Origin of the sequence: Streptomyces sp. LUP47B (assembly GCF_001746295.1) — a bacterium.
GTDB lineage: Bacteria > Actinomycetota > Actinomycetes > Streptomycetales > Streptomycetaceae > Streptomyces.
This window is the reverse complement of sequence record NZ_MJAH01000019.1, coordinates 1-19,636: the sequence shown is the minus strand read 5'-3', so window position 1 is coordinate 19,636 and position 19,636 is coordinate 1. Positions and strand designations below refer to the sequence as shown.

At 69.5% G+C, this 19,636-nt stretch carries 18 protein-coding genes and 2 pseudogenes; 8 read left to right on the top strand and 12 right to left on the bottom strand.

From position 1 onward, the window contains the following. Positions 1-45 precede the first annotated feature (45 nt). Complete coding sequence (locus BFN33_RS40610) at positions 46-3,192, bottom strand: DUF3427 domain-containing protein (RefSeq protein WP_370743361.1); 3,147 nt, start codon at positions 3,190-3,192, stop codon at positions 46-48. A 383-nt stretch (positions 3,193-3,575) separates the two neighbouring features. Between BFN33_RS40610 and BFN33_RS40605 the strand changes: the two genes are divergently transcribed. Together BFN33_RS40605 and BFN33_RS40600 are read left to right on the top strand one after the other, a co-directional pair. Further along, entirely contained in the window at positions 3,576-4,340 is a 765-nt protein-coding gene (locus BFN33_RS40605) for an SDR family NAD(P)-dependent oxidoreductase (RefSeq protein WP_069765356.1), read from the top strand. Between the two features lie 144 nt (positions 4,341-4,484). After that, a complete protein-coding gene (locus BFN33_RS40600; protein WP_256123009.1) occupies positions 4,485-4,964 on the top strand; it encodes a hypothetical protein in 480 nt (159 codons plus the stop codon). 83 nt (positions 4,965-5,047) lie between these two features. Here the strand turns inward: BFN33_RS40600 and BFN33_RS40595 are convergent, their stop codons facing one another. The 5 genes from BFN33_RS40595 to BFN33_RS40575 all read right to left on the bottom strand — a co-directional run bounded on the left by BFN33_RS40595 (position 5,048) and on the right by BFN33_RS40575 (position 9,902). Beyond that, complete coding sequence (locus tag BFN33_RS40595; protein WP_069765246.1) at positions 5,048-5,293, bottom strand: hypothetical protein; 246 nt, start codon at positions 5,291-5,293, stop codon at positions 5,048-5,050. 24 nt (positions 5,294-5,317) lie between these two features. Beyond that, entirely contained in the window at positions 5,318-6,466 is a 1,149-nt protein-coding gene (locus BFN33_RS40590; protein ID WP_069765245.1) for a WXG100 family type VII secretion target, read from the bottom strand. Continuing rightward, complete coding sequence (locus tag BFN33_RS40585) at positions 6,463-6,798, bottom strand: WXG100 family type VII secretion target (RefSeq protein ID WP_256123008.1); 336 nt, start codon at positions 6,796-6,798, stop codon at positions 6,463-6,465. The genes BFN33_RS40590 and BFN33_RS40585 overlap by 4 nt, the downstream gene beginning before the upstream one ends. A gap of 520 nt (positions 6,799-7,318) precedes the next feature. Further along, a complete protein-coding gene (locus BFN33_RS40580; RefSeq protein WP_069765243.1) occupies positions 7,319-8,329 on the bottom strand; it encodes an SEC-C domain-containing protein in 1,011 nt (336 codons plus the stop codon). A gap of 100 nt (positions 8,330-8,429) precedes the next feature. Further along, entirely contained in the window at positions 8,430-9,902 is a 1,473-nt protein-coding gene (locus BFN33_RS40575) for a beta-1,6-galactanase (protein ID WP_069765242.1), read from the bottom strand. 282 nt (positions 9,903-10,184) lie between these two features. Here BFN33_RS40575 and BFN33_RS40570 point away from each other — a divergent pair, with 282 nt between their 5' ends. Further along, the gene (locus BFN33_RS40570; protein WP_069765241.1) at positions 10,185-10,982 is read left to right on the top strand and encodes a class E sortase; all 798 of its coding nucleotides are present in this window, start codon (positions 10,185-10,187) and stop codon (positions 10,980-10,982) included. A gap of 40 nt (positions 10,983-11,022) precedes the next feature. On the opposite strand, the pseudogene BFN33_RS52355 reads toward BFN33_RS40570, so the two are convergent. The 3 genes and pseudogenes from BFN33_RS52355 to BFN33_RS40560 form a co-directional block, all read right to left on the bottom strand. Beyond that, positions 11,023-11,163: pseudogene (locus BFN33_RS52355) on the bottom strand (MFS transporter); the annotation flags it as partial. A gap of 5 nt (positions 11,164-11,168) precedes the next feature. Further along, positions 11,169-11,393: pseudogene (locus BFN33_RS40565) on the bottom strand (MFS transporter); the annotation flags it as partial. Positions 11,394-11,395: 2 nt separating this feature from the next. Continuing rightward, positions 11,396-12,787, bottom strand: coding sequence for an MFS transporter (locus BFN33_RS40560; protein WP_069765239.1), 1,392 nt, complete (start codon positions 12,785-12,787; stop codon positions 11,396-11,398). Positions 12,788-12,854: 67 nt separating this feature from the next. Between BFN33_RS40560 and BFN33_RS40555 the strand changes: the two genes are divergently transcribed. The 4 genes from BFN33_RS40555 (at position 12,855) to BFN33_RS40540 (ending at position 15,508) form a co-directional block, all read left to right on the top strand. Next, on the top strand, positions 12,855-13,382 hold the full coding sequence (locus BFN33_RS40555) for a helix-turn-helix domain-containing protein (RefSeq protein WP_069765238.1): 528 nt from the start codon (positions 12,855-12,857) through the stop codon (positions 13,380-13,382). Positions 13,383-13,441: 59 nt separating this feature from the next. Then, complete coding sequence (locus tag BFN33_RS40550; protein ID WP_088245493.1) at positions 13,442-13,732, top strand: DUF6412 domain-containing protein; 291 nt, start codon at positions 13,442-13,444, stop codon at positions 13,730-13,732. Positions 13,733-13,820: 88 nt separating this feature from the next. Continuing rightward, positions 13,821-14,534, top strand: a complete 714-nt coding sequence (locus BFN33_RS40545) for a YidC/Oxa1 family membrane protein insertase (protein ID WP_069765236.1) — start codon at positions 13,821-13,823, stop codon at positions 14,532-14,534. Positions 14,535-14,650: 116 nt separating this feature from the next. Further along, positions 14,651-15,508 carry a fumarylacetoacetate hydrolase family protein gene (locus tag BFN33_RS40540; RefSeq protein ID WP_069765354.1) on the top strand — a complete coding sequence of 286 codons (858 nt, stop codon included), beginning with the start codon at positions 14,651-14,653 and terminating at the stop codon, positions 15,506-15,508. Positions 15,509-15,517: 9 nt separating this feature from the next. Here the strand turns inward: BFN33_RS40540 and BFN33_RS40535 are convergent, their stop codons facing one another. The 3 genes from BFN33_RS40535 to BFN33_RS40525 are packed head-to-tail and all read right to left on the bottom strand — an operon-like array spanning position 15,518 to position 18,001. After that, on the bottom strand, positions 15,518-16,375 hold the full coding sequence (locus BFN33_RS40535; RefSeq protein ID WP_069765235.1) for an LLM class F420-dependent oxidoreductase: 858 nt from the start codon (positions 16,373-16,375) through the stop codon (positions 15,518-15,520). A 46-nt stretch (positions 16,376-16,421) separates the two neighbouring features. Then, positions 16,422-16,931, bottom strand: coding sequence for a heme-degrading domain-containing protein (locus BFN33_RS40530; RefSeq protein ID WP_069765234.1), 510 nt, complete (start codon positions 16,929-16,931; stop codon positions 16,422-16,424). Then, positions 16,928-18,001, bottom strand: a complete 1,074-nt coding sequence (locus tag BFN33_RS40525) for a Gfo/Idh/MocA family oxidoreductase (RefSeq protein WP_069765233.1) — start codon at positions 17,999-18,001, stop codon at positions 16,928-16,930. Before BFN33_RS40525 ends, BFN33_RS40530 begins: the two co-directional genes overlap by 4 nt. A gap of 48 nt (positions 18,002-18,049) precedes the next feature. On the opposite strand from BFN33_RS40525, the gene BFN33_RS40520 reads away from it, so the two are divergent. After that, positions 18,050-19,375 (top strand): ROK family transcriptional regulator, encoded by a 1,326-nt coding sequence (locus tag BFN33_RS40520; RefSeq protein WP_069765232.1) that lies wholly within the window; start codon positions 18,050-18,052, stop codon positions 19,373-19,375. Positions 19,376-19,636 lie beyond the last annotated feature (261 nt).

Genomic DNA, 19,636 nt, shown 5'->3' with positions numbered 1-19,636 from the left:
AAACGCCTGAGCGCGTCTGCCGATGGTGGCTTTAATCCTCCGTGGCTATCCTGCTGCAATGGTCGAGTACGTCCAGACATCGGCCGGGAGCTCGTGATGGAGGTCCCATGTGATCGCCATCGGCTTGCTGCCGGCGTGATCCACGTAGGTGGCCGGGCCCAGGAACATCCACGGTTCCGACTTGCCGATGGCGTTGCGCTTGTAGCGGCGGAGGAAGAGCAGGATGTGGCTTCCTTGCTGCTTGTGGCGCTGGTAGCGGAGACCTGTCGGGGAATTCTCCGGTGTGTTGCCCTGCGACTCCCAGTGGAAGCGGGTGGGGCTGATGGCGTAGTCCTTGTAACGGACGCTGGGAGAGAAGTCCCGCTCGTTCTTCTCCAGGGTGATCAGCAGGGCGTCCGTCTGGATCTCCTCGATCCAGCTCACGCCTTGGCTGAAGACTCCGGGCATTTGTCCACCCAGGCGTGCAACCCCCAATGCGGCCAAGACCTCGGAACGGTTGTACGCGCTGTGGATCTTCAGGGGGAGGTGGCTGAGCAGCCCTTCAAGGGCGATGGGGAAGTGGTCGGTGCGGTCGAGGACATACGACAGCACCTGCTGGAGTTCGTCCCGGAGAAGTCGCTGAGCTCGCAGGGATTCGAGGCCGTCCCGGTAGCCGGAGAAGCCGCCCGCCTTGTCCCACAAGTTGAAGAAGAGCATGCGGGCGTATGCCTGTTCGGCGTGGGTGAGGGAGTCGTAATCGGGGGCGTCGTCGGCGAGTAGGCGCAGATACATCTGGGCCCGTTCGGGATCGTCGACGTGGAGAAAAGCGTGGACGCGCTTGAGGAGGTCCTCTTCGCCGGGCAGCGGGGCCTCCTTCACGACGCCCGCCTTACGCAGGACCTTGGTCCACGAGTTGTCGCTCTTGTAGAGCTCCTTGATGTCCCGCCTGCTCTCGCGCAGATAGGCATCGAGCGTGGGCGTGCTGTAGTCCCTGACTTCCTTGGCGAGCGTGTTGATGGTGGCGTTGAGCTGCGTGCGGATGTTGTCGAGCACGAGTTTCTTGGACTTCCCCTCCAAGATGATCTGGCAGCCGGAGGGGAGGTGGGGGAAGTCGCGCTCGATGCTGTCGACCAGTCGGTTGCGAGACAGGTTCGTCAGCGCGCGGAACTGCTCCTCGAAGCGGAACTCGGCCCGGTGCTGGCCGATGAAGTCAAGAACCGTCAGCACTGGTTTGTTCGGCGTACGGCGAAGACCGCGCCCTAGTTGCTGCAAGAAGACGGTTGCGCTGTTCGTGGGGCGCAGAAGAAGGAGGGTGTCGACGTCGGGGATGTCCAGGCCCTCGTTGAACAAGTCCACCGAGAAGATGACTTGGATCTTGCCGTCCTTGAGATCCTTCAGTGTCCGCTCCCGCTCTGCGGCAGTCGAGTCACTGTCGAGAGCCGCAGCCTGGAATCCGACCTTCTCGAACTGCCTCGCCATGAAGTGCGCGTGCGCTTTGGTCACGCAGAAACCCAAGGCCCGCATGGCCGCAGGGTTGGCGATCTTGTCTTTGACCTGCTTGATGACGATGAGAGCCCGAGCGTCACTAGCCGTGTAGACATTGCTGAGCTCGTCCCGATCGTAGGAACCCGCACGCCAATTCAGCTGAGCCAGATCCGTGCCATCCGGGATTCCGAAGTAGTGGAAAGGGCACAATAGGTCGGCTTCGAGCGCCTCCCATAGTCGCATTTCGGCAGCGATCCGGCCGTCAAAGAATTCGTCTTGGACGTTGAGCCCGTCCATCCTCTCCGGCGTCGCGGTGAGACCGAGCAACTCCGTCGGCTTGAAGTGGTCCAGGACGCGGCGGTATGTGCCCGCCGTGGCGTGGTGGAATTCGTCGATGACGATCACGTCGAAGTGGTCTGGTGCGAGCTGTTCCAGGCGCTGGAGGTTGAGGGACTGGACGCTGGCGAAGACGTGAGTCCATTCGCTGGGTTCCTGGCCGTTGAAGAGCAACTCGCCGAAGGAAGCGTTGGCGAGTACCTCTTGGTAGGTGCGCAGAGATTGCTTCAGGATCTCCTTGCGATGTGCGACGAAAAGTAGCCGGGGGAGTTCTCCCGCCTGCTGGTCACGCATGGTGCGGTAGTCCAAAGCCGCCATGACGGTCTTGCCGGTGCCGGTCGCCGCGACCAGGAGGTTCTCGTGGTGGTCGCGAATCGCGCGTTCGACGCGAAGGCGTTCCAGCATGTCCCGCTGGTGCGGGAACGGCTGTACTTCGAGTCCGGAAAGGTTGATCTTGAGGTCGTCGCCTGACCCGCCTCCGCCTGCCCGGGCCAGCGCATCCGTCAGTCTCTCGCCGTCCTCATCGGGGTCGTACGACTCGAAGGAGGAGTCATTCCAGTACGCGTCGAATGTCGCCTCGAACTTGTCGAGCACTCGGGGGGTGGCGACCGACGACAGCCTTACGTTCCACTCCAGACCGTCCAGCAGCGCGGCCTTGGACAGGTTGGAGCTGCCAACGTAGGCCGTATTGAAGCCGGTATTACGACGGAACAACCAGGCCTTCGCATGAAGTCGCGTCGATCGGATCTCGTAATTGACCTTGACCTCGGCGCCGAATTCTCGCACCAGGCGGTCCACGGCGTGGCGGTCTGTGGCTCCGATATAGGTGGTCGTGATGACCCGGATTTTGGCTCCCCGCTCCGTCGCCGCGCGGAGGGAATCTTCGAGCACCCTTATGCCGTGCCACTTGACGAATGCGCACAACAAGTCGATGCGGTTGGCCGTCGCAAGTTCCGCCCGCAGTTCGGCGCCCAGATTGGGGTCGTCAGGAGCGTTGGTGATCAGAGCCGTCTCGGAGAGGGGCGTCAGTGGGCGGATCGCGTATACGCCAGGGGCCTCTGGTTCGGCGACGGCTAGCAACTGGCGAGGACCATCGGCGATGGTGCTGCTGATCCCGTCCTCGTCCGGGTCGGGTGCGCTGGCTGCCAACGACTGCATGATGTGGTTGGCGACGGCCACCTGCTCCTTCTGGGGGAGTTGGGCCAACCTGCGTCCCACAGCCTCACCGATGTGTCGGGCCAGTACGTGGGGCGTGGATTCCTTGCTCACCTCCGCGTCGATGGCCTTCCACCCTGCGGCTTCGAGGCCCACCATTTGGTCGTGAAGATCCTGTGTGACGAGCTTTTCGTAGACGCCCTCGCCCAACTGCGTCGGGTCCCCCGCATCCGCCACGACTGCTCCTTCGATCTCTCCCACCGATAGGGATCAGTTCTAACAGCAACCACTGACAATCGAAGGCGTCGCGCAGAAAAGTGATCATTTTCAGGCGGTGGACGGTGAGATCGCGCCACGGCCTGGCAGGCCCCAACGGGGGACGACCTGCAGGAGAGGCGCCACGAACTGCCATCGTCGGTGTCCGCGCGAATCCTAAGGGTGTGCTCCAACGAGGCCGCTTCGAGTTGGCGTTCGCGGATGGGTCGTGGATCGCGTTGGTGGCGTCGGTGCCGACGCATGCCGAGCCGTTTGCGGCACAGGTGGGTTGCTGACAGATCGCCGAGTAAGGGGAAGAGGCTTGCGGGAAGGGGATGCTTACCCGCCACGGCTATGTTTCCGCCATGACTCGGATCTCCGAAAGTGATCAGCAGGCCCAGCGGTTGGCCGGCAAGGTCGTCGTTGTTACCGGAGCGGCTCGCGGGCAGGGGGCTGCCGAGGCTGCCGCCTTGGCCCTGGCGGGGGCCACCGTGATCGGAACCGATGCGCGGCCGGAGGGCAGTGAGTGCCGTCGGCTTGATGTCAGCCGTGAGGGTGACTGGGCTGAGCTCGCCGCCGAGCTCAAGGAGGCCCACGGCCAGGTGCATGGGCTGGTCAACAACGCCGGGATCATTCAGCGGGATCGGATCGACAGTGTTCGGGCCGAGGACTTCGCGCAGGTGCAGGCCGTGAATACCGTAGGGCCGTTGCTCGGGATCCAGTACCTGTCCCCGCTGATGACGAGGGGGGCGTCCATCGTGAATGTCGGGTCGTCCGCTGCGCTTACCGGGTACTACCCGGTCGCCTACACCGCCAGCAAGTGGGCCTTGCGCGGGGTGTCGAAGGTTGCCGCCATGGAGCTGGGGCCTCGGGGGATTCGGGTCAATACCGTGCATCCCGGGTACATCGAGACCGAGATGACCGCCGGGGCTACGGACGCTTTCCGGGACGCGACCATCGGGGAGACGCCGTTGGGGCGGAGCGGGACCGTTGACGACATCGCTCCGCTTGTGGTGTTCCTGCTGAGTGACGAGTCGTCGTTCATCACCGGTGCGGAGATTCCCGTGGACGGGGGGCTCACCGTGCACGGTGGGGTCAAGTCCATCTCGGATGCGATGAGGGCTGGTTGATCGGCGAGGTGGAGGCGTCCGTTCGTCGGTCCGATACGGCGGAGATTTCGTGAAAAGCCGGGTGTTGGCGCCGCGACAAGCGGAGCATTTCGAGTGCCATCTGTCATGTACCGGATTAGCGACATCTCACCACAGGAGTTGCGGATGAAGCGTTTACGGAGAACACAGCTGCTCGGCCTCGGTGTCATGGCTCTGATGCTCGGTCTGGTCGCCGCGCCGACCGCGCAGGCGGCACCGGGCGGGGCGACAACTGCCGCCGCTCCCGCGGCCGTTGAGTGCAGCGGCAGCTGGGACGGCAAGTCCTACTGGGCCAAGAGCCCTTCGGGGAGCAACGGGGGCGGGTACGCGCGCACCTACTGGAACGCCTCGACCAAGCGGAACTGCGCGAAGTTCTTCTCCAGCCCTTACGACGGTCTGGCGTCCAACATCACGCTGTACCTCCACGACGAGAGCGGTGACTACGTCGCCGACCCGCCGCCGGAGCACCCGCAGAACTACCACTACTACGCCGGGCCGCTCTACACCTGGTTCGATGCGACCAACGAGTGCATCCACCTGAGCGGGTCGCTGGTCCGGGGCGGGGTGAAGTACACCCTCAGCACGCCGGACATCCGGTGCGGCTGATCCGACGTCGTTGAACCGAACCGAACCGAACCTCCCGGCCCCGAGGCCCATGCGCTGAGCGGTGTCTCACTCGGTGGCGCCGCTCAGTACATCCACACGCCGATCGCGCCGATCGCCAGGCCCACCGCCACGAAGAGCCCTGTCGTGGCGAACAGCGCACCCCGCAGGCTCCTTGCGCCGGGCCGCTGCGCGCCACGCCATGCGGTGATCCCCGCGACCGCACCCGCGAGCACGAACGCACCCCCGGCGATCACGATCAACGCCGCGAAGAAGCTCCTCCAGCCGGAGGTGTGGTCCGGATTGTTGTGCGCGACCCCCGCGAGGATCATGTCCCCGAGCCCACCGTGCACTGTTCACTCGCTCTCGTTGTCGATGTCCTTGGCCAGACCCTGGACATCCGACTCGATGCCGGCGCCCGCCGCGTAGACCGCCGTGTTGAGGCCGGTGGCGGAGGAGTTCCGATACGCCGAGTCGGCGAGGCGCCCCTGGTCGCTGAGGTGCTCGCCCCCGAGGCCACCGTGCTCCTCCAGATGACGCAAGCGGGCATCGTTGGAGGCGTTCCCCGTGGCCCCGGTCACCGCGTTGGTCAGCGCGTCGTCCGCCACGGTCGCACCGCTCACGTGGTTCCACAGGTCGGCCGTGAGGCCGCCGCTGATGTTGCCGAGCGCGCCGTTGGCGGCGTTGCCGGCCCGGCCTTCGCCGCTCAGCACCTTGCCGACCGCGCCCGTCAGGTGGGCGCCTTCCGCCAGTGACGCGCCCCCTGCGGTGAACGCGGCTGTGCCCAAGGCCTCCTTGCTGCTCGTGGAGAGGTCCTGGCCCACGGTGACCGGCTGGCCGCTGAGCGCCTGGCTGCCCATCATGCTGGCCGAGTCGGCGACGAAGTTCGTGGCGAAGCCTTGGAGTCCCTTCTTGGAGAGGTCTCCGAGGAATTCGGCCCCGGTCGTGAGCATCTTCTCCACGAAGGCGGCCGACTCCTCGGTGAGAACGCAGAACCTCTCGATCAGGGCGGCCACCTTCTCCGCCGCTGAGGAGAAGAGCTTCACCAGGTCGACGACCCGGGCGACCCGTGCTGCCACGGCGGTGTTCGCGACGAGGTCGGAGACGAATCCGGTGAAGAACGACAGGGCGACCCCGGCGATCTCCATCTCGGCGATCTCGACGCAGATGTCGATGATCTCCTTGTTGATCCCGTCGATCTCGTCGGCGTAGGACCGCAGCCCGTCGGCCACGTGATGGAAGTTGCCCGCGATCTCCTGGATGACCTGCTTCTGTTCACCCCAGTGCTTCTCGAAGGCGTTCCGCGCGGCCCCGTGCCAGCCCTGCCGGTCGACCCCCGCGATCGCGGAGTCCACGGCCCGTACGACGTCCGCCAGTTCGGTGCCCATGGCGTCCCAGGAACGGGCTATGGAGCGGAGCGTGTCGCCGTCGCCGCCCGGCAGTTTCACGCCGGACGCCTGGAGGATGTCCAGGACCTTGCCGTCGATCCAGCCGTTGACGCTCACGCGGGGCCGCCCAAGGTGCGGGCCGCGGTATGCAGATAACCGAGCGCGGTCTGGTCCGAGTGCGCGTAGTGGGTGGCGTTCAGCCGCAGCCGGTCGGCGTCGCTGCTCAGGACGTCCGGAAGGTGTCCGAGCGCCTTGGCCGTGTTCTCCAGGAGTTGGCGGTACTTCTCCGCTGCCCCGTCACAGGCTCCGAGCAGTCCGAACGCGTCCCCGATCTCCGCGGTGCTCCCCGAGAACGTCCGGATCGGCCCGGCAAGGCCCGAAGCTTCCCTGTCGAGCCTGCTCGCCAGGTCCGTCAGTGTGTCGGGGTCCACCCCGAACTGCCCGCCCATCCCACTCCCCGTTCGAAAAGACGCCGCGACGGCCAGCATCCTTGGAGGAGAGCCCCCCAGAAAGGAACTTTTACGTTTGCGAAGCAAGGGGTGACGCACACTTTGCGCCGCTCTGGTCTGGGCAATGCCTACGGTGGGGTGGTTCGGGCGTTGGCGGTCCCGATTGTCGGGTCGTTGCCGTCGGGCCGCCCGCTTCTTGGTCAGTGTCGTGCTTCCGCACACTGCCTCAAGGGCGCTCCCTGCGGCGATCGGCCTGCGGCCGACCCTTGACCCAGTCGGCTCCAGCACGGGGGAGAAGCGAGCGGGCGGCCCGGAGGGATGGGTGGCCCAGGTGAGTTGGAGGACCCGTTGGCTGCCATGTGGTCCGGTGTGGAGGTGCGCGGTCGCGTCTCGGTGGCACGCACGCCGGGTTTGCTCAGCGACTGGCCACCGGTGGGGGCGCGCCTGTGCCTCGGGTGGTGGTGCTTCGCCCAACTCAGACAGCAGGGGGCCGAGGAATCAACCCGGCCCCCTCACCACGTCACTCCCCGTGGCACTCCCCATAAACCCGCCCCGACCCGCACCAGCAAGCCGTCCCCCGCTGTGGCGGCCACTCCACCGCGCGGCCCCGGGCCGCCAGGGTCGTCGCGTACTGGGGGAGCAGTGTCGCCTCCGCCGGGGACATGAGCTCCGATGCCGCGAAGGCCTCGTACGACGGGACCGTGCCCGTCACGATGCCGAGGTTCGGCGTGCCGGAGGCGGACAGTTCGCGCAGGGAGGCCTCTATCGTCGCCAGGTGCTCCTCGTGGGAGGGGTACTCCGAGGAGAGGGACGGGTAGGCGTCCACCAGCTCCGCCAGTTCGGAGGCGGGCCAGTGCAGGACCGCCACCGGGAACGGGCGGGACAGCGCCTCCCTGAACGTGCCGAGTTCCGCGCGCAGGCGGGAGATCTCCGCCTCCAGTTCCGCCGGGTTCTCCGAGCCGAGCGACCAGACGCGCTTCGGGTCGTGCAGCTCGTCAAGGGAGACCGGGGAGGTGTGGAGGGTGTCCGCCAGCACGTCCCAGTCGTCGTGGGCCAGGCCCAGCATGCGGCGGACGCGGTGACGGCCGAACAGCAGCGGATGCGTGGAGTACGGGGGCTCCGCCACGTCCGTCAGGAGCACGCGGGCCCCGTCCGTGAACGTCTCCTGCGCCTGCTCCAGCTCGTCGTGGGACTCCAGGGCCTCCGCGACGATCACCCAGGGGGCCGGGTCCCGGGGGGCCGCCACGCGGACGCCCTCGATGATGGCGCGGGCCTCGGCCTCGTGGCCGTACTCCCAGAGGTTCGCGGCCTTGAGGGCTCGTACCAGGTGGGGGTTCTCCAGGCTCTGGGACGAGGACAGCAACCGGTCGTAGAGGGAGGACGCGGCGGGGCGGTCGCCGGCCAGTTCCAGATGGGCCGCGGCCTGCAGGAGCAGGGCTTCGGCGTCCTCGGGATACCGGTCGGCGGTCCGCTCCAGGCGCGCCGCTTCGGCGTTGTGGTCGACGTTCTCGGCAGGCGTGTCGGGGCGCATGGGTGACACCGTACTGCCGATCAGTGGCAAAGAAGAGGGAGGTGCAGGCCAGGGCCCGGTTAACGGGAGAAGAGGCCAGGGCCCGGCCCGCACCACCGCCTCAGATCGTCACGCCGTCGATCTGCAGGGTCTGCACAGCCTTCGCCGCGAACGGCACGGCCACCGTCTTTCCGCTCAGGAAGGTGTTGGAGTACGACACGTACTTGTCGCCGCCCGTCGTCACCGTGTTCCAGCGCGGGACCAGGCCGCCGGAGCCGCCCGTGACCGTCGTGAACTTCGACAGGTCGAACGTCAGGGTCTGGGCCGACGTGGAGGTGTTGAGGGCCACGATGACCAGGCGCTTGGCCGAGGAGTCGTAGGCCGCGACCGCGTTGCTCACGCCCGTGTCGATGATCTTCATCCCGGGGCGGATGTGCCGGGCGAACTGGGCCATGACGTAGTACTTCGTCTGGACCGCGGCCGGCTGGAGGGTGCTCTCGTCGTACGCGATCATCGCCCAGCCCGTCGACGGGTCCATGACCTGCCAGTAGACCCAGGCCGTGGGGTGCAGCCAGCGGAAGTCGTAGAGGAGGTTGAAGGCCATGGTGTAGCCGGTGCCGTCGCTGTCGCCGGTCTCGGAGTTCCACAGGGCCTTGCCGGCCGTGGTCACCACGTCCGTGTAGAGGAGGTCCCGGCGGCCGCCCGAGCCCTGGTAGCCGTGGACGTTGACCCGGTTCACGTACCCCTTCGTCGTCGAGCTGAAGGAGTTCCAGGTGGTGCGGGCGAGGTCGTAACTCGTCTCGTCGGAGGCCGAGATCTTCACGCCGGTCAGGCCGCGGTTGTTCAACTCGCTGCGCAGGTACGGCAGTACGGCCGACTGGACCGTCGCGTCCATGTGGCAGCCCTCCTGCGTGCCGGTCGCCGTCCACCAGGACGAGGAGGGCTCGTTGAAGGCGTCGACCGTCGAGAAGTTCACGCCCCAGTTGTTCTTGGCGTACAGCGCCGTGGCCGCCAGGTGAGAGGCGTGCTGGCGGTAGTTCCAGGACTGGAGGTTGTTGCCGCCGTCGGAGGCGCCGGAGGGGTTGTGGTTCAGGCACATCCACCACATGGGGGAGTTCGCGAAGAGCTCCGAGGTCGCACCTCGCGCCGTCGCCTTCACCAGCATCGCCCGCTGGTTCGCGTCCGCCGTCCAGTCCCACGCCGACGACGTCGGGTCCTCGTTGTTCCAGTCCTGCCAGAAGCCCTCGATCTGCTTGAAGGCGGGGATGTTCGGCGAGGCGGTCATCGACGTGCCGCCCACGGAGTTCCAGCTGGAGGCGCCCAGGTTGTAGCGGGCGATGTTGAGGCCGAGGCCGGGGAGTGAAGTGCCGTTGTAGGACGTCGACTTGGTGGTGAAGAAGATGTCGGCGAAGTCGTCCCGGGCGCCGAACACGTTGGCCCACCAGGCCAGGGAGGTGCCCCAGCCCTCCCAAGTGCCGTACGACGTCCCCGGGCTGACCGCGATCGTTGCGTCCGCACGGGCGGTACCGGTGGCCAGCGCGCTGCCGAGGAGGGTGCCTCCTGCGGCTGTCAGCAGCGTTCTGCGTCGGATCATGGCTACTCCGAACTCCGATGGATCGACGCGGCCTTCTGACCCGCGTCGTGGCCTGCCCCGTTCATGCCACGACGAAGCATCGGGTGTGGCCAGTGGGGTTGTCGAGAGTTCTGACAGCCCTTCCTAAAACCTGTGGAGGAAGTTCTGCGGGGAGGTTCGGTATGCCGGACGCGTCGACTGCTCCGCCGGCTCTATGAGGCGTTCGGCACTGGTGAGTTGAAGGCCCGGCCCTTATCGTGCGGGCGGCCCCGTCCGAGGAGGTGTGCCGAGGAGGCGTGAGGTATGCGGCAGCGCGTCATGCACCACGGAGCCCGGCGCCGGCGCGAGCGTCGCCGCCGCGCGGTGTGGACCGGCGGCGAACTCCTGGTCACCGCGGGCGTCGTCCTGCTGCTGCTCGTCGTGCACCAGCTGTGGTGGACCAACCGGGAGGCCAAGGAGGGCGCTCGGCACGGGGTCGAGGCGCTGGAGCGGGAGTGGGGGCGGGGCGGGGGAGCGGATTCGGGTACGGCCGCCGGCTCCGGGTCCCCGTCCGCGTCCTCTTCTACGGCGCCTACGGCGTCCCCGGGCGCCCGCGCCGGGCGGGATCTCCGCGCCGCCGTGCCGGACCCCGCCGACCTGACCTCGGGCCGGTCCCAGGCGTACGCCATCCTCACCGTCCCCCGTCTCCACCTCCGCGTCCCCGTCGCCGAGGGCGTCGGCAAGCGGAGCGTGCTCAACAAGGGGTACGTCGGCCACTACCCCGGCGCCGGACAGCCGGGCCGGGCCGGGAACTTCGCGCTCGCCGGGCACCGCAACACCCACGGCGAGCCCTTCCGGTACATCAACCGCCTCGCGCCCGGGGACACCGTCCGGGTGGAGACGCGGAGCGCGGTCTTCACGTACGCCGTGGACAAGACCCTCCGCCAGACCTCGGCCCGCGACTCGGGAGTGATCCGCCCGGTCCCGCGCTCGACGGTCCACCCCACCTACGGCTACACCGCGCCCGGTTACTACCTCACCCTCACCACGTGCACCCCGGAGTACACGTCCCGGTACCGGCTGGTGGTGTGGGGCAAGCTGGTGTCGATGCGGCCGCGTTGAGGCGCTCCTCATTGCTCTCGCAGCGCCATCACGTGCTGGCACTGGCGGCGGCGATCGCGATCGTCAGGGCGACTCCGGCGCACGAGCCGATGTGGCGGAAGGTCTGCTGGGCGCTCGAGCCCGTCGCGGCCCGGGCGGCGGGGATGGGCTGCACGGCGAGCAGCGGGGCGGCCGCGTTGAGGGGGTTCACTGCTCTCGCAGTGCCACCACGCTCGCCGCCGCCACCAGGGCCAGTACTGCCGACACCACCATCGCGATGTCCGCGCCGTGGGCGAGGCCGCTGCCGGAGGACGTGGCGATGGCGATCGTCAGGGCGACTCCGGCGCACGAGCCGATGTAGCGGAAGGTCTGCTGGGCGCCCGATCCCATCGCCGCCCGTGCGGCCGGGACGGACTCCACCGCGAGCAGGGGGCTCACTGCTCCCGCAGTGCCACCACGCTCGCCGCCGCCACCAGGGCCAGTACCGCCGACACCACCATCGCGATGTCCGCGCCGTGGGCGAGGCCGCTGCCGGAGGAGGTGGCGATGGCGATGGTCAGGGCGACTCCGGCGCAGGAGCCGATGTAGCGGAAGGTCTGCTGGGCGCCCGATCCCATCGCCGCCCGTGCGGCCGGGACGGACTCCACGGCGAGCAGCGGGAGTGCCGCGTTCAGCAGGCCGCTGCCGATGCCGGCCACCACGAGGCCGGGGAGCAGCCGCACCCAGGAACCGGCGTCCAGCGAGCCCAGCATGGTCAGGACGCCCGCCGCGTGCAGCAGGAAGCCGATCGCGAGCTGCCATCGCGGCGGCACGCGGCCGGCCAGGCGCCGGGCCTGGAGGGCCACCGCGAAGGACAGGCCGGACCACAGGAGGAAGAGCCAGGCGGTGTCCATCGCGGACAGGCCGACCGTCTGCTGGAGGAGGGCGGGGAGGAAGCTGAACAGGCCGATCACCGCGAGGCCCGTGAACAGGCCACTGGAGGAGGACGCGAGGAACCGGCGGTGGCGCAGCAGGCCGAGGTCGATCATGGGGGTCCGGGAGCGCCGCTCCACCGCGACGAATGCGGCCAGCAGGACCACGGACGCCAGCAGCAACAGCTCGACCGGTGCCCGCAGCCAGCCGTCCCGGCCCAGGGTCAGTGCCGCCACCAGGGCGACCAGGGCGAGCCCGAAGGTCACGGCGCCGGCGAGGTCGGGGCGGCCGCCGCGCGGGGCCCGGGACTCCGTCAGGAACCGTGCGGACAGGGCGGCCACGAGCACGGCCGCGGCGCCGAGAACGCCGTAGGACACCCGCCAGCTCGGCAGCGCGCCGCTCAGAAGGGGACCGACCGCGATGCCGCCGCTCACGAACGCGCCCCACACCCCGGTCGCGTGCAGGCGACCCCTTGGTGACGGGAACGCGTGGACGATCAGGCCCAGGCTGCTCGCGAGGAGCGCCGCGCTGGCCGCGCCCTGGGCGATCCGGGCCAGGGTGAACAGCCAGGTGGACGAGGTGAGGGCGCCGAGGGCCGTGGTGAGGCCCAGCGCAAGAGTGCCCGCGACGAAGATCCGGCGGCGTCCGTAGTCGTCGGCGAGGCTGCCGGCGACCAGGAGGAGGGCGGCGAGGCCGAGCGGGGTGCCGTTCAGGAGCCAGGCCTGGGCGGACAGCGGGGTGTGCAGGTCGGCGACGACGTCGGGCAGCGTGACCACCGGAGCCGTGTACGTCATCAGGGCCACGGCGGTGGCGGCGCTGGTCAGGGCCAGCGTCGCGGAAGGGCGCGGGGACGCCGGGGCCGGGGCGGCCGACACCTTCGTCTCCATGAGAGTTCGTTCACTGAACCTAGTCATGTCGAGAACCGTAGCAGAGTGAGTTCAGTCATTGAACCTATAGCCGGAAAATGGTTACAGTGGCGTCATGGCACTGGGCAAGGACTACGCGACACAGGAATGCTCGATCGCCAGCGCGCTGGAGATCGTCGGCGAACGCTGGACCCTCCTCGTCATCCGCGACGCCCTCTACGGCGTCCGGCGCTACAACGACTTCCTCGCCCACCTCGGCATCCCGCGCGCAGTCCTCGCCGCCCGCCTCCAGATGCTCACCGAGGAGGGGATCCTCGAGAAGCGCCGGTACCAGGAGTCCCCGCCGCGCGACGAGTACGTCGTCACCGACCGCGCCATCGCCCTGTGGCCCGCCCTGCGTGCCCTGGGTCGCTGGGGCCGCGAGCACAAAGGCGACACCGTGCTGCGCACCTTCCAGCACACCGAGTGCGGCACCGAGATCGGCTCCTACGGCGAATGCCCCGCCTGCGCCAGGGTCGTACCGCTCGACGAGGTCCTGATGCTGCCGGGCCCCGGACTCGATCCCCACCCGGCGGATCCGGTCAGCCGGGCCCTGCTCAAGCCGAAGAGGCTGTTGCAGCCGATCGTGGTCGATCAGGTATAACCGGAGGAGGACCGACGACAGGGAGAGGGGGGAGTGCCGTGATCCGCGGCTGGACAAGCATGCGGCCCGCCGCCGTGCTCGTGCTCCTCGTCCTCGACGTCGTCCTGCTCGACACCGGCAGCCTCTCCGCCGCCGTCGCGCTCGCCGCCACCGCCGCGGCCGGCTCCGCCTTCGCCGCCTGTTCGCTGATCGCCTCGCGCTCGGCGCCCGCCGTACCGCCCACCCGGGTCCGTACGGCCATCCGCGACCGCGCCCGCCGCACGGCCTTCCTCCCGCAACGCGACCCCGACGCCAAGGGCCGCCCCCGCCCCCGAGCGCCCGGCCACGCCCTCCCGGCGACCGTCGCGTAGGGGCCCACTCCTGCAAGGACACCCCGCGCGGGTCGTCATGCCGCCTCGCACCACTCCCGGCACGACGAGACCCCCGGAGGGCTCACCCATGTCCGTCTTCGCTGATCTGGTCAAGCATCTCGCCGACCTGCTCCACCCCCTCTTCGGCGCCACCGCGGCCGCCGCCGCGATCGTCCTGTTCACCGCTTTCGTACGACTGCTCGTGCACCCCCTGTCCCGCGCCGCCGCCCGCGGCCAGAAGGCCCGCACCAGGCTCCAGCCGAAGATCGCCGAGCTCCGCAAGGAACACAAGGGCAACCCCGACAAGCTCCAGAAGGCGGTGCTGGAACTGCACGCCGAGGAGAAGGTCTCACCGCTGACCGGCTGCCTGCCCGTGATGTTCCAGATGCCGGCGTTCTTCCTGCTCTACCACCTCTTCTCCAACACGACGATCGGCGGAAAGGCGAACGAACTGCTCGGCCACGAGCTGTTCGCCGCGCCGCTCGGCGGGCGCTGGGCCGATGCGCTCGGGGACGGCGGGATGTTCCAGGGAGCGGGGCTCGTGTACGTCTGCCTGTTCGCGTTCGTGATCGTGGTGGCGACCTTCAACTACCGCCGCACCAAGCGGATGATGGCCGCGAACCCGGTCATGCCGGTGACGGACGGGCAGCCGGTGCCCGGAGCGGGCGCGATGAGCAAGGTCATGCCGTTCATGTCCTTCTTCACGCTCTTCACCGTGGCGGTCGTGCCGCTGGCGGCCGCGCTGTACGTGGTGACCAGTTCGACGTGGGCCGCGGTCGAGCGGGCAGTCCTCTACCGCTGACCGGTCCAGTCCGTGAACCGGGTATTGCGGAGTGGACACTCAGCTTGGAGGATCGACCAGTCATCCGATGGCTGCACCCGTCGGCGGGCGCCCCGCAATCGAGGGAGATAGTGATCATGAAGCTGCTGCGAGTCGGTACGGCGGGAACGGAGACGCCCGCGCTGCTCGACGCCGACGGGGTCCTGCGGGACCTCTCCGGTGTCGTGGACGACATCGACGGGACGCTGCTCGCCGACGACGCGGCACTGGGCCGGGTCCGCGCGGCCGCGGAGGCCGGGGAACTGGCCGCGCTGGACGCCACGGGGCTCCGCGTCGGGCCGCCGATCGCCCGGATCGGGAAGATCGTCTGCATCGGGCTCAACTACCACGACCACGCGCGCGAGACGGGGGCCGAGCCGCCCGCCGAGCCGGTGATCTTCTTCAAGGCCGCGGACACCGTGGTGGGCCCCTACGACACGGTGCTGGTGCCCCGGCGGTCGGTGAAGACCGACTGGGAGGTCGAGCTGGCGGTCGTCATCGGACGTACGGCGCGCTACCTGGAGTCCGTGGAGGAGGGGCTCGCCCATGTCGCCGGGTACGCGGTGGCGCACGACGTGTCCGAGCGGGAGTTCCAGATCGAGCGCGGCGGCACGTGGGACAAGGGGAAGAACTGCGAGACGTTCAATCCCCTGGGCCCCTGGCTGGTGACCGCGGACGAGGTTCCCGATCCGCAGGATCTGTCCCTGAAGCTGTGGGTCAACGGCGAGCAGAAGCAGAACGGCACGACCGCCGAGCAGATCTTCCCCGTCGGTGAAGTGGTGCGCTACGTCAGCCAGTTCATGACCCTGTACCCGGGTGACGTGATCAACACGGGTACGCCGGCCGGGGTCGCGATGGGGGAGCCCGAGCCCAAGCCCTATCTCCGTTCCGGGGACGTGGTGGAACTGGAGATCTCGGGGCTCGGGCGTCAGCGCCAGGAGTTCAAGGACGCGTAGGCACTTCACTCACGCCAGCAGCGACGCCAGCCTGCGCCAGGCCTCCCTCGGGAGTTCGTGGCGCGGGCGTCCGTCCACGATCTGCAGGGCCACGTGGTCCGCGCCCGCCTCGATGAACTCGTCGATGCGGGCGCGGATCTGCTCGTCCGTGCCCCAGGCGTAGACCGCGTCGACCAGGCGGTCGCTGCCGCCGTCCAACAGGTCGTCCTCCGTGAAGCCGTTGCGGAGGAAGTTGTTGGTGTAGTTGGGCAGGCCCAGGTAGATGGCGAGGTAGTCGCGGGCCACGCTCCGGGCCTTCACGGGGTCGGATTCGAGGACGACCTTCAGCTCCGGGGCCAGCACGGGCGCCTCGCCCAGGAGCTCGCGGGACCGTGCCGTCTGCTCCGCGGTGATCAGATACGGAATCGAGCCGGCCGCGCGGTCCCGGGCCAGCTCGATGGTTTTGGGCCCCAACGCGGCCAGCACGCGGCCCTCGGCGGGGACTCCCGCCTCGTCCAGGGCGTCCAGGTGGGCCACCAGGGCCGAGTACGGGCGGTGGTACTGGTCGGCGATCTTGGCGTGGCTGACGCCCAGGCCCAGGACGAAACGGCCCGGGTGGGCGGCGTTCAGGTCGGTGAAGCTCGCGGCGGCGGCCTCGGGTTCGTGTTCCCAGATGCTCTGGATGCTGGTGCCGACGGCGATTCGGGCGGTCGCCTCGAGCAGCGGGGCGGCGTTGGCGGCCGAACTGTTGCCGCCCAGCCAGATCGCGCCGAACCCGAGTTCCTCCAGCTCGGCGGCGGCGTCGGCGCGTTCGCCCCGGTGGGACGGGTCCTCCGAACGCAGGCCGCCGCCGTTCCAGATGCCGTACTTTCCGATGGTCTCCTTCATGGCAGGTGCCAACGTGCCGGGCCCCGGCGATAATTCCTGTCCCGGGCTAACGGTCCTTGCTCAGGAACTCCTCCAGCGCCTCGACCACGAAACGGTGGTCCTGGAGCTGGGGCAGGCCCGAGACCGTCACCGTGCCGACGACGCCCACGCCCTCCACCGTGATGGGGAAGGAGCCGCCGTGGGCCGCGTACTCGTCCGGGTCCAGGCGCGAGGACTCCTCGAAGGTGCTGCCCTTGGCGCGGAAGCGGGCACCGACCAGGTAGGAGGCGGAGCCGTAGCGCTCCACGACCCGGCGCTTGCGGTCGATCCAGGCGTCGTTGTCCGGGGCCGAGCCCGGCAGGGCGGCGTGGAAGAGCTGCTGGCCGCCGCGGTGGATGTCGATGGCCACCGGCGCCTGCCGCTCCCGGGCCAGTTCGACCAGCAGGGAGCCAAGGGCCCACGCGTCCTCGTACGTGAACTGCCGGAAGACCAGGCGGCGTTCCTGCGCCTCCAGCTCCTCCAGCGGCGGGGTCAGTTCCGGCTGGAACTTCGGGGTCAGCTCGGTGTTGTGCGTCACAGCTCCACCGCCACTCCGTCGTGGGCCGAACGGCGCGCCGCCTCCAGTACGTCGAGGGCGGCGGCCGCCTCCAGCGCGGTCACCGGGTTGGTGCCGTCGCCGGTAAGGGCCCTGGCCACGGCCGCATAGTAAGCGGGGTAGTCGCCGGAAAGGGTGGGGACGGGGCTGCCGCCGCCCGTCACGGGGGACTCGCCCGAGCCGAGCCGGCCCCACAGCGACTCCGGCTCCCGGCCCCAGTCGGCCGCCGTGCCGGGGCGCTCGCCCTCCCGCAGTGCGGCCTCCTGCGGGTCGAGGCCGTACTTCACATAGCCCGCCTTGGAGCCCAGCACCCGGAAACGGGGGCCGAGTTGGGCGGTGGTGGCGGAGACGTAGAGGTGGGAGCGGACGCCGCTCGCGTGGGTGATCGCGATGAACGTGTCGTCGTCGACCTCGGCGCCCGGGCGGCGGACGTCCGCCTCGGCGTACACGGAGGCGGCGGGCCCGAAGAGGGTCAGCGCCTGGTCGACGACGTGGCTGCCGAGGTCGTAGAGCAGACCTCCGACCTCTGCGGGATCGCCGGACTCGCGCCAGCCGCCCTTGGGCTGCGGCCGCCACCGCTCGAAACGGGACTCGAAGCGCCATACGTCGCCCAGTTCGCCCTCGTCGAGGAGCCGACGGAGGGTCAGGAAGTCGTTGTCCCAGCGCCGGTTCTGGAAGACGGAGAGCAGCAGCCCGCGCTCCTCGGCCAGCGCCGCCAGCTGCCGTGCCTCGGCCGCGGTCCCCGCGATCGGCTTGTCGACCACGACCGGCAGGCCCGCCTTCAGGGCGGTGGTGGCGAGCGGGACGTGCGTCTTGTTGGGGGACGCGATGACGATCAGGTCCAGGTCGGCGGCGCGAGCGAACAACTCGTCGGCGCCCGCGACCGTACGCACGTCCGGGAACTCGGCGCGGGCCTGTTCCTGCCGCTCGGGGTTCGAGGTGACCACCGTGTCGAGGGTGAGGCCCTCGGTGGCGGCGATCAGTGGGGCGTGGAAGACGGAGCCCGCGAGGCCGTAACCGACGAGGCCCACGCGGAGGTCAGCAGCAGTCATGCCTCCCACTTTCGCAACGCTGTTGCCAAAGTGCAAGCGTGGCGGAGAATGGGACACGTGAACAGGACGAACGGCGGCGCCAACCTCCTGGCCCTGCGCAGCCACAACACCGCGCTCGTGCTCGACCTGCTGCGGGGCGCGGGCGCCGAGGGAATCAGCCGACTCGAACTCGCCGAACGCACGGGCCTCACCCCCCAGGCCGTCAGCAAGATCACCGCCCGGCTCCGCGAGGAGGGCCTCGCGGTGGAGGCGGGACACCGCGCCTCGACGGGCGGCAAGCGGCGGACCGTACTGCGACTCGTGCCGGGAGCCGGCCACGCGGTGGGCGTCCACCTGGACCGGGACGCCCTGCGAGCCGTGCTGGTGGATCTGGCGGGAACGGTGGTGGCCGAGCGCTGCGCCGCGCTGGACCTGGGCGCGGGGGCGGACGCGGTGGTGGCGGCGGTCGCGGGGGAGATCGAGACGCTGGCGAAGGGGGTGTGGGGCGGGGCGTGGGAGGTGGGTCCGGGCACGGGTTCGTTCACCGGTGCCCGAGAGGGCGAGGATGCCAGGGGCGTGAGGCCTGACGAAGGTTCGTCCACCGGTGCCCAGGAGGGCGGGGCAGGGGACGCGAGGCCGGATGCAGGTCCATCCGCCAGTGCCCAGGAGGGCGGGGCGGGGGCCGCGGGTCCGGGCACAGGGCCAGCCACCGGCACCGCGGGGCCCCTCTCCGACCAGTCCCTCCCCGCCCTCCTCGGTGTCGGCGTCGCCCTCCCCGGTCCGCTCGACCACACCCGCGGTGTACTGCACCGCGTCACCGGCTTTCCCGAGTGGGACGGGTTTCCGCTGCGGGACGCGCTCGGGCGGCGGCTCGGGGTGCCCGTGGTGGTCGACAAGGACACCAACGCGGCCGCGCTGGGGCTCGCGGTCGCGGGGGAGCGCGGGTCGTTCGCGTATCTCCACCTCGGTACGGGCCTCGGCGCCGGGCTCGTCATCGACGGGTCCGTGCACCGGGGCGCGCGGACCGGCGCCGGGGAGTTCGGACACCAGGTCGTCCAGCTCGACGGGCCGCCCTGCGACTGCGGTGACCGCGGTTGCGTGGAGGCGCTGTGCCTGGCGGCGGTGGCCCGCGGTGACCTCGCCGAAGCGGCACGCGTCCTCGGCATCGCGGCCGGCAACCTCATCGCCCTGCTCGACATCGACCTGGTCCTGCTGGGCGGCCGTACCGTGGCCACCGCCCCGGACGCGTTCCTACGAGGGGTCGCGGCCGTCCTCGACGAGCGCGCCCGGCGCGCGGGCGAGGAGCCGGTCCCCGTACGCGCCGCGCCCGGCGAGGTCGCCGACGGGGCGGCGCAGCTCGTGCTGGGCCCGCTGTTCGGACGAGCCGACGCCTGACGTCCGCTGATCGAGGGGACTTCCCGGGCCTCCCGGAGCGGCATCCCCGGCCGACCGCCCGCGCCCGACAGGGTCATGTGTTTATGCGACGGTATGTGTACGCCTATACGCCAGCCCTCCTCGGCCTCGCGGCGGCAGCCGCCCTCTTTTCCGCACCCCCGGCGGCAGCCGCGCTGTCCCCTGCGCCGCTGACGGCGGCAGCCGAGCCCGCGCGTGCGGCCGCTCTGTTCCTGGCGCCCGCGTCGGCGGCCGCCCGGTCCC

What these genes read in the sequence shown, in the direction of transcription:
- BFN33_RS40605 (WP_069765356.1), top strand. Translation starts at nt 3,576, where the DNA reads ATGACTCGGATCTCCGAAAGTGATCAGCAGGCCCAGCGGTTGGCCGGC.
- BFN33_RS40600 (WP_256123009.1), top strand. Translation starts at nt 4,485, where the DNA reads ATGAAGCGTTTACGGAGAACACAGCTGCTCGGCCTCGGTGTCATGGCT.
- BFN33_RS40595 (WP_069765246.1), bottom strand. Translation starts at nt 5,293, where the DNA reads ATGATCCTCGCGGGGGTCGCGCACAACAATCCGGACCACACCTCCGGC.
- BFN33_RS40585 (WP_256123008.1), bottom strand. Translation starts at nt 6,798, where the DNA reads ATGGGCGGGCAGTTCGGGGTGGACCCCGACACACTGACGGACCTGGCG.
- BFN33_RS40580 (WP_069765243.1), bottom strand. Translation starts at nt 8,329, where the DNA reads ATGCGCCCCGACACGCCTGCCGAGAACGTCGACCACAACGCCGAAGCG.
- BFN33_RS40575 (WP_069765242.1), bottom strand. Translation starts at nt 9,902, where the DNA reads ATGATCCGACGCAGAACGCTGCTGACAGCCGCAGGAGGCACCCTCCTC.
- BFN33_RS40570 (WP_069765241.1), top strand. Translation starts at nt 10,185, where the DNA reads ATGCGGCAGCGCGTCATGCACCACGGAGCCCGGCGCCGGCGCGAGCGT.
- BFN33_RS40560 (WP_069765239.1), bottom strand. Translation starts at nt 12,787, where the DNA reads ATGACTAGGTTCAGTGAACGAACTCTCATGGAGACGAAGGTGTCGGCC.
- BFN33_RS40555 (WP_069765238.1), top strand. Translation starts at nt 12,855, where the DNA reads ATGGCACTGGGCAAGGACTACGCGACACAGGAATGCTCGATCGCCAGC.
- BFN33_RS40550 (WP_088245493.1), top strand. Translation starts at nt 13,442, where the DNA reads ATGCGGCCCGCCGCCGTGCTCGTGCTCCTCGTCCTCGACGTCGTCCTG.
- BFN33_RS40545 (WP_069765236.1), top strand. Translation starts at nt 13,821, where the DNA reads ATGTCCGTCTTCGCTGATCTGGTCAAGCATCTCGCCGACCTGCTCCAC.
- BFN33_RS40540 (WP_069765354.1), top strand. Translation starts at nt 14,651, where the DNA reads ATGAAGCTGCTGCGAGTCGGTACGGCGGGAACGGAGACGCCCGCGCTG.
- BFN33_RS40535 (WP_069765235.1), bottom strand. Translation starts at nt 16,375, where the DNA reads ATGAAGGAGACCATCGGAAAGTACGGCATCTGGAACGGCGGCGGCCTG.
- BFN33_RS40525 (WP_069765233.1), bottom strand. Translation starts at nt 18,001, where the DNA reads ATGACTGCTGCTGACCTCCGCGTGGGCCTCGTCGGTTACGGCCTCGCG.
- BFN33_RS40520 (WP_069765232.1), top strand. Translation starts at nt 18,050, where the DNA reads ATGGGACACGTGAACAGGACGAACGGCGGCGCCAACCTCCTGGCCCTG.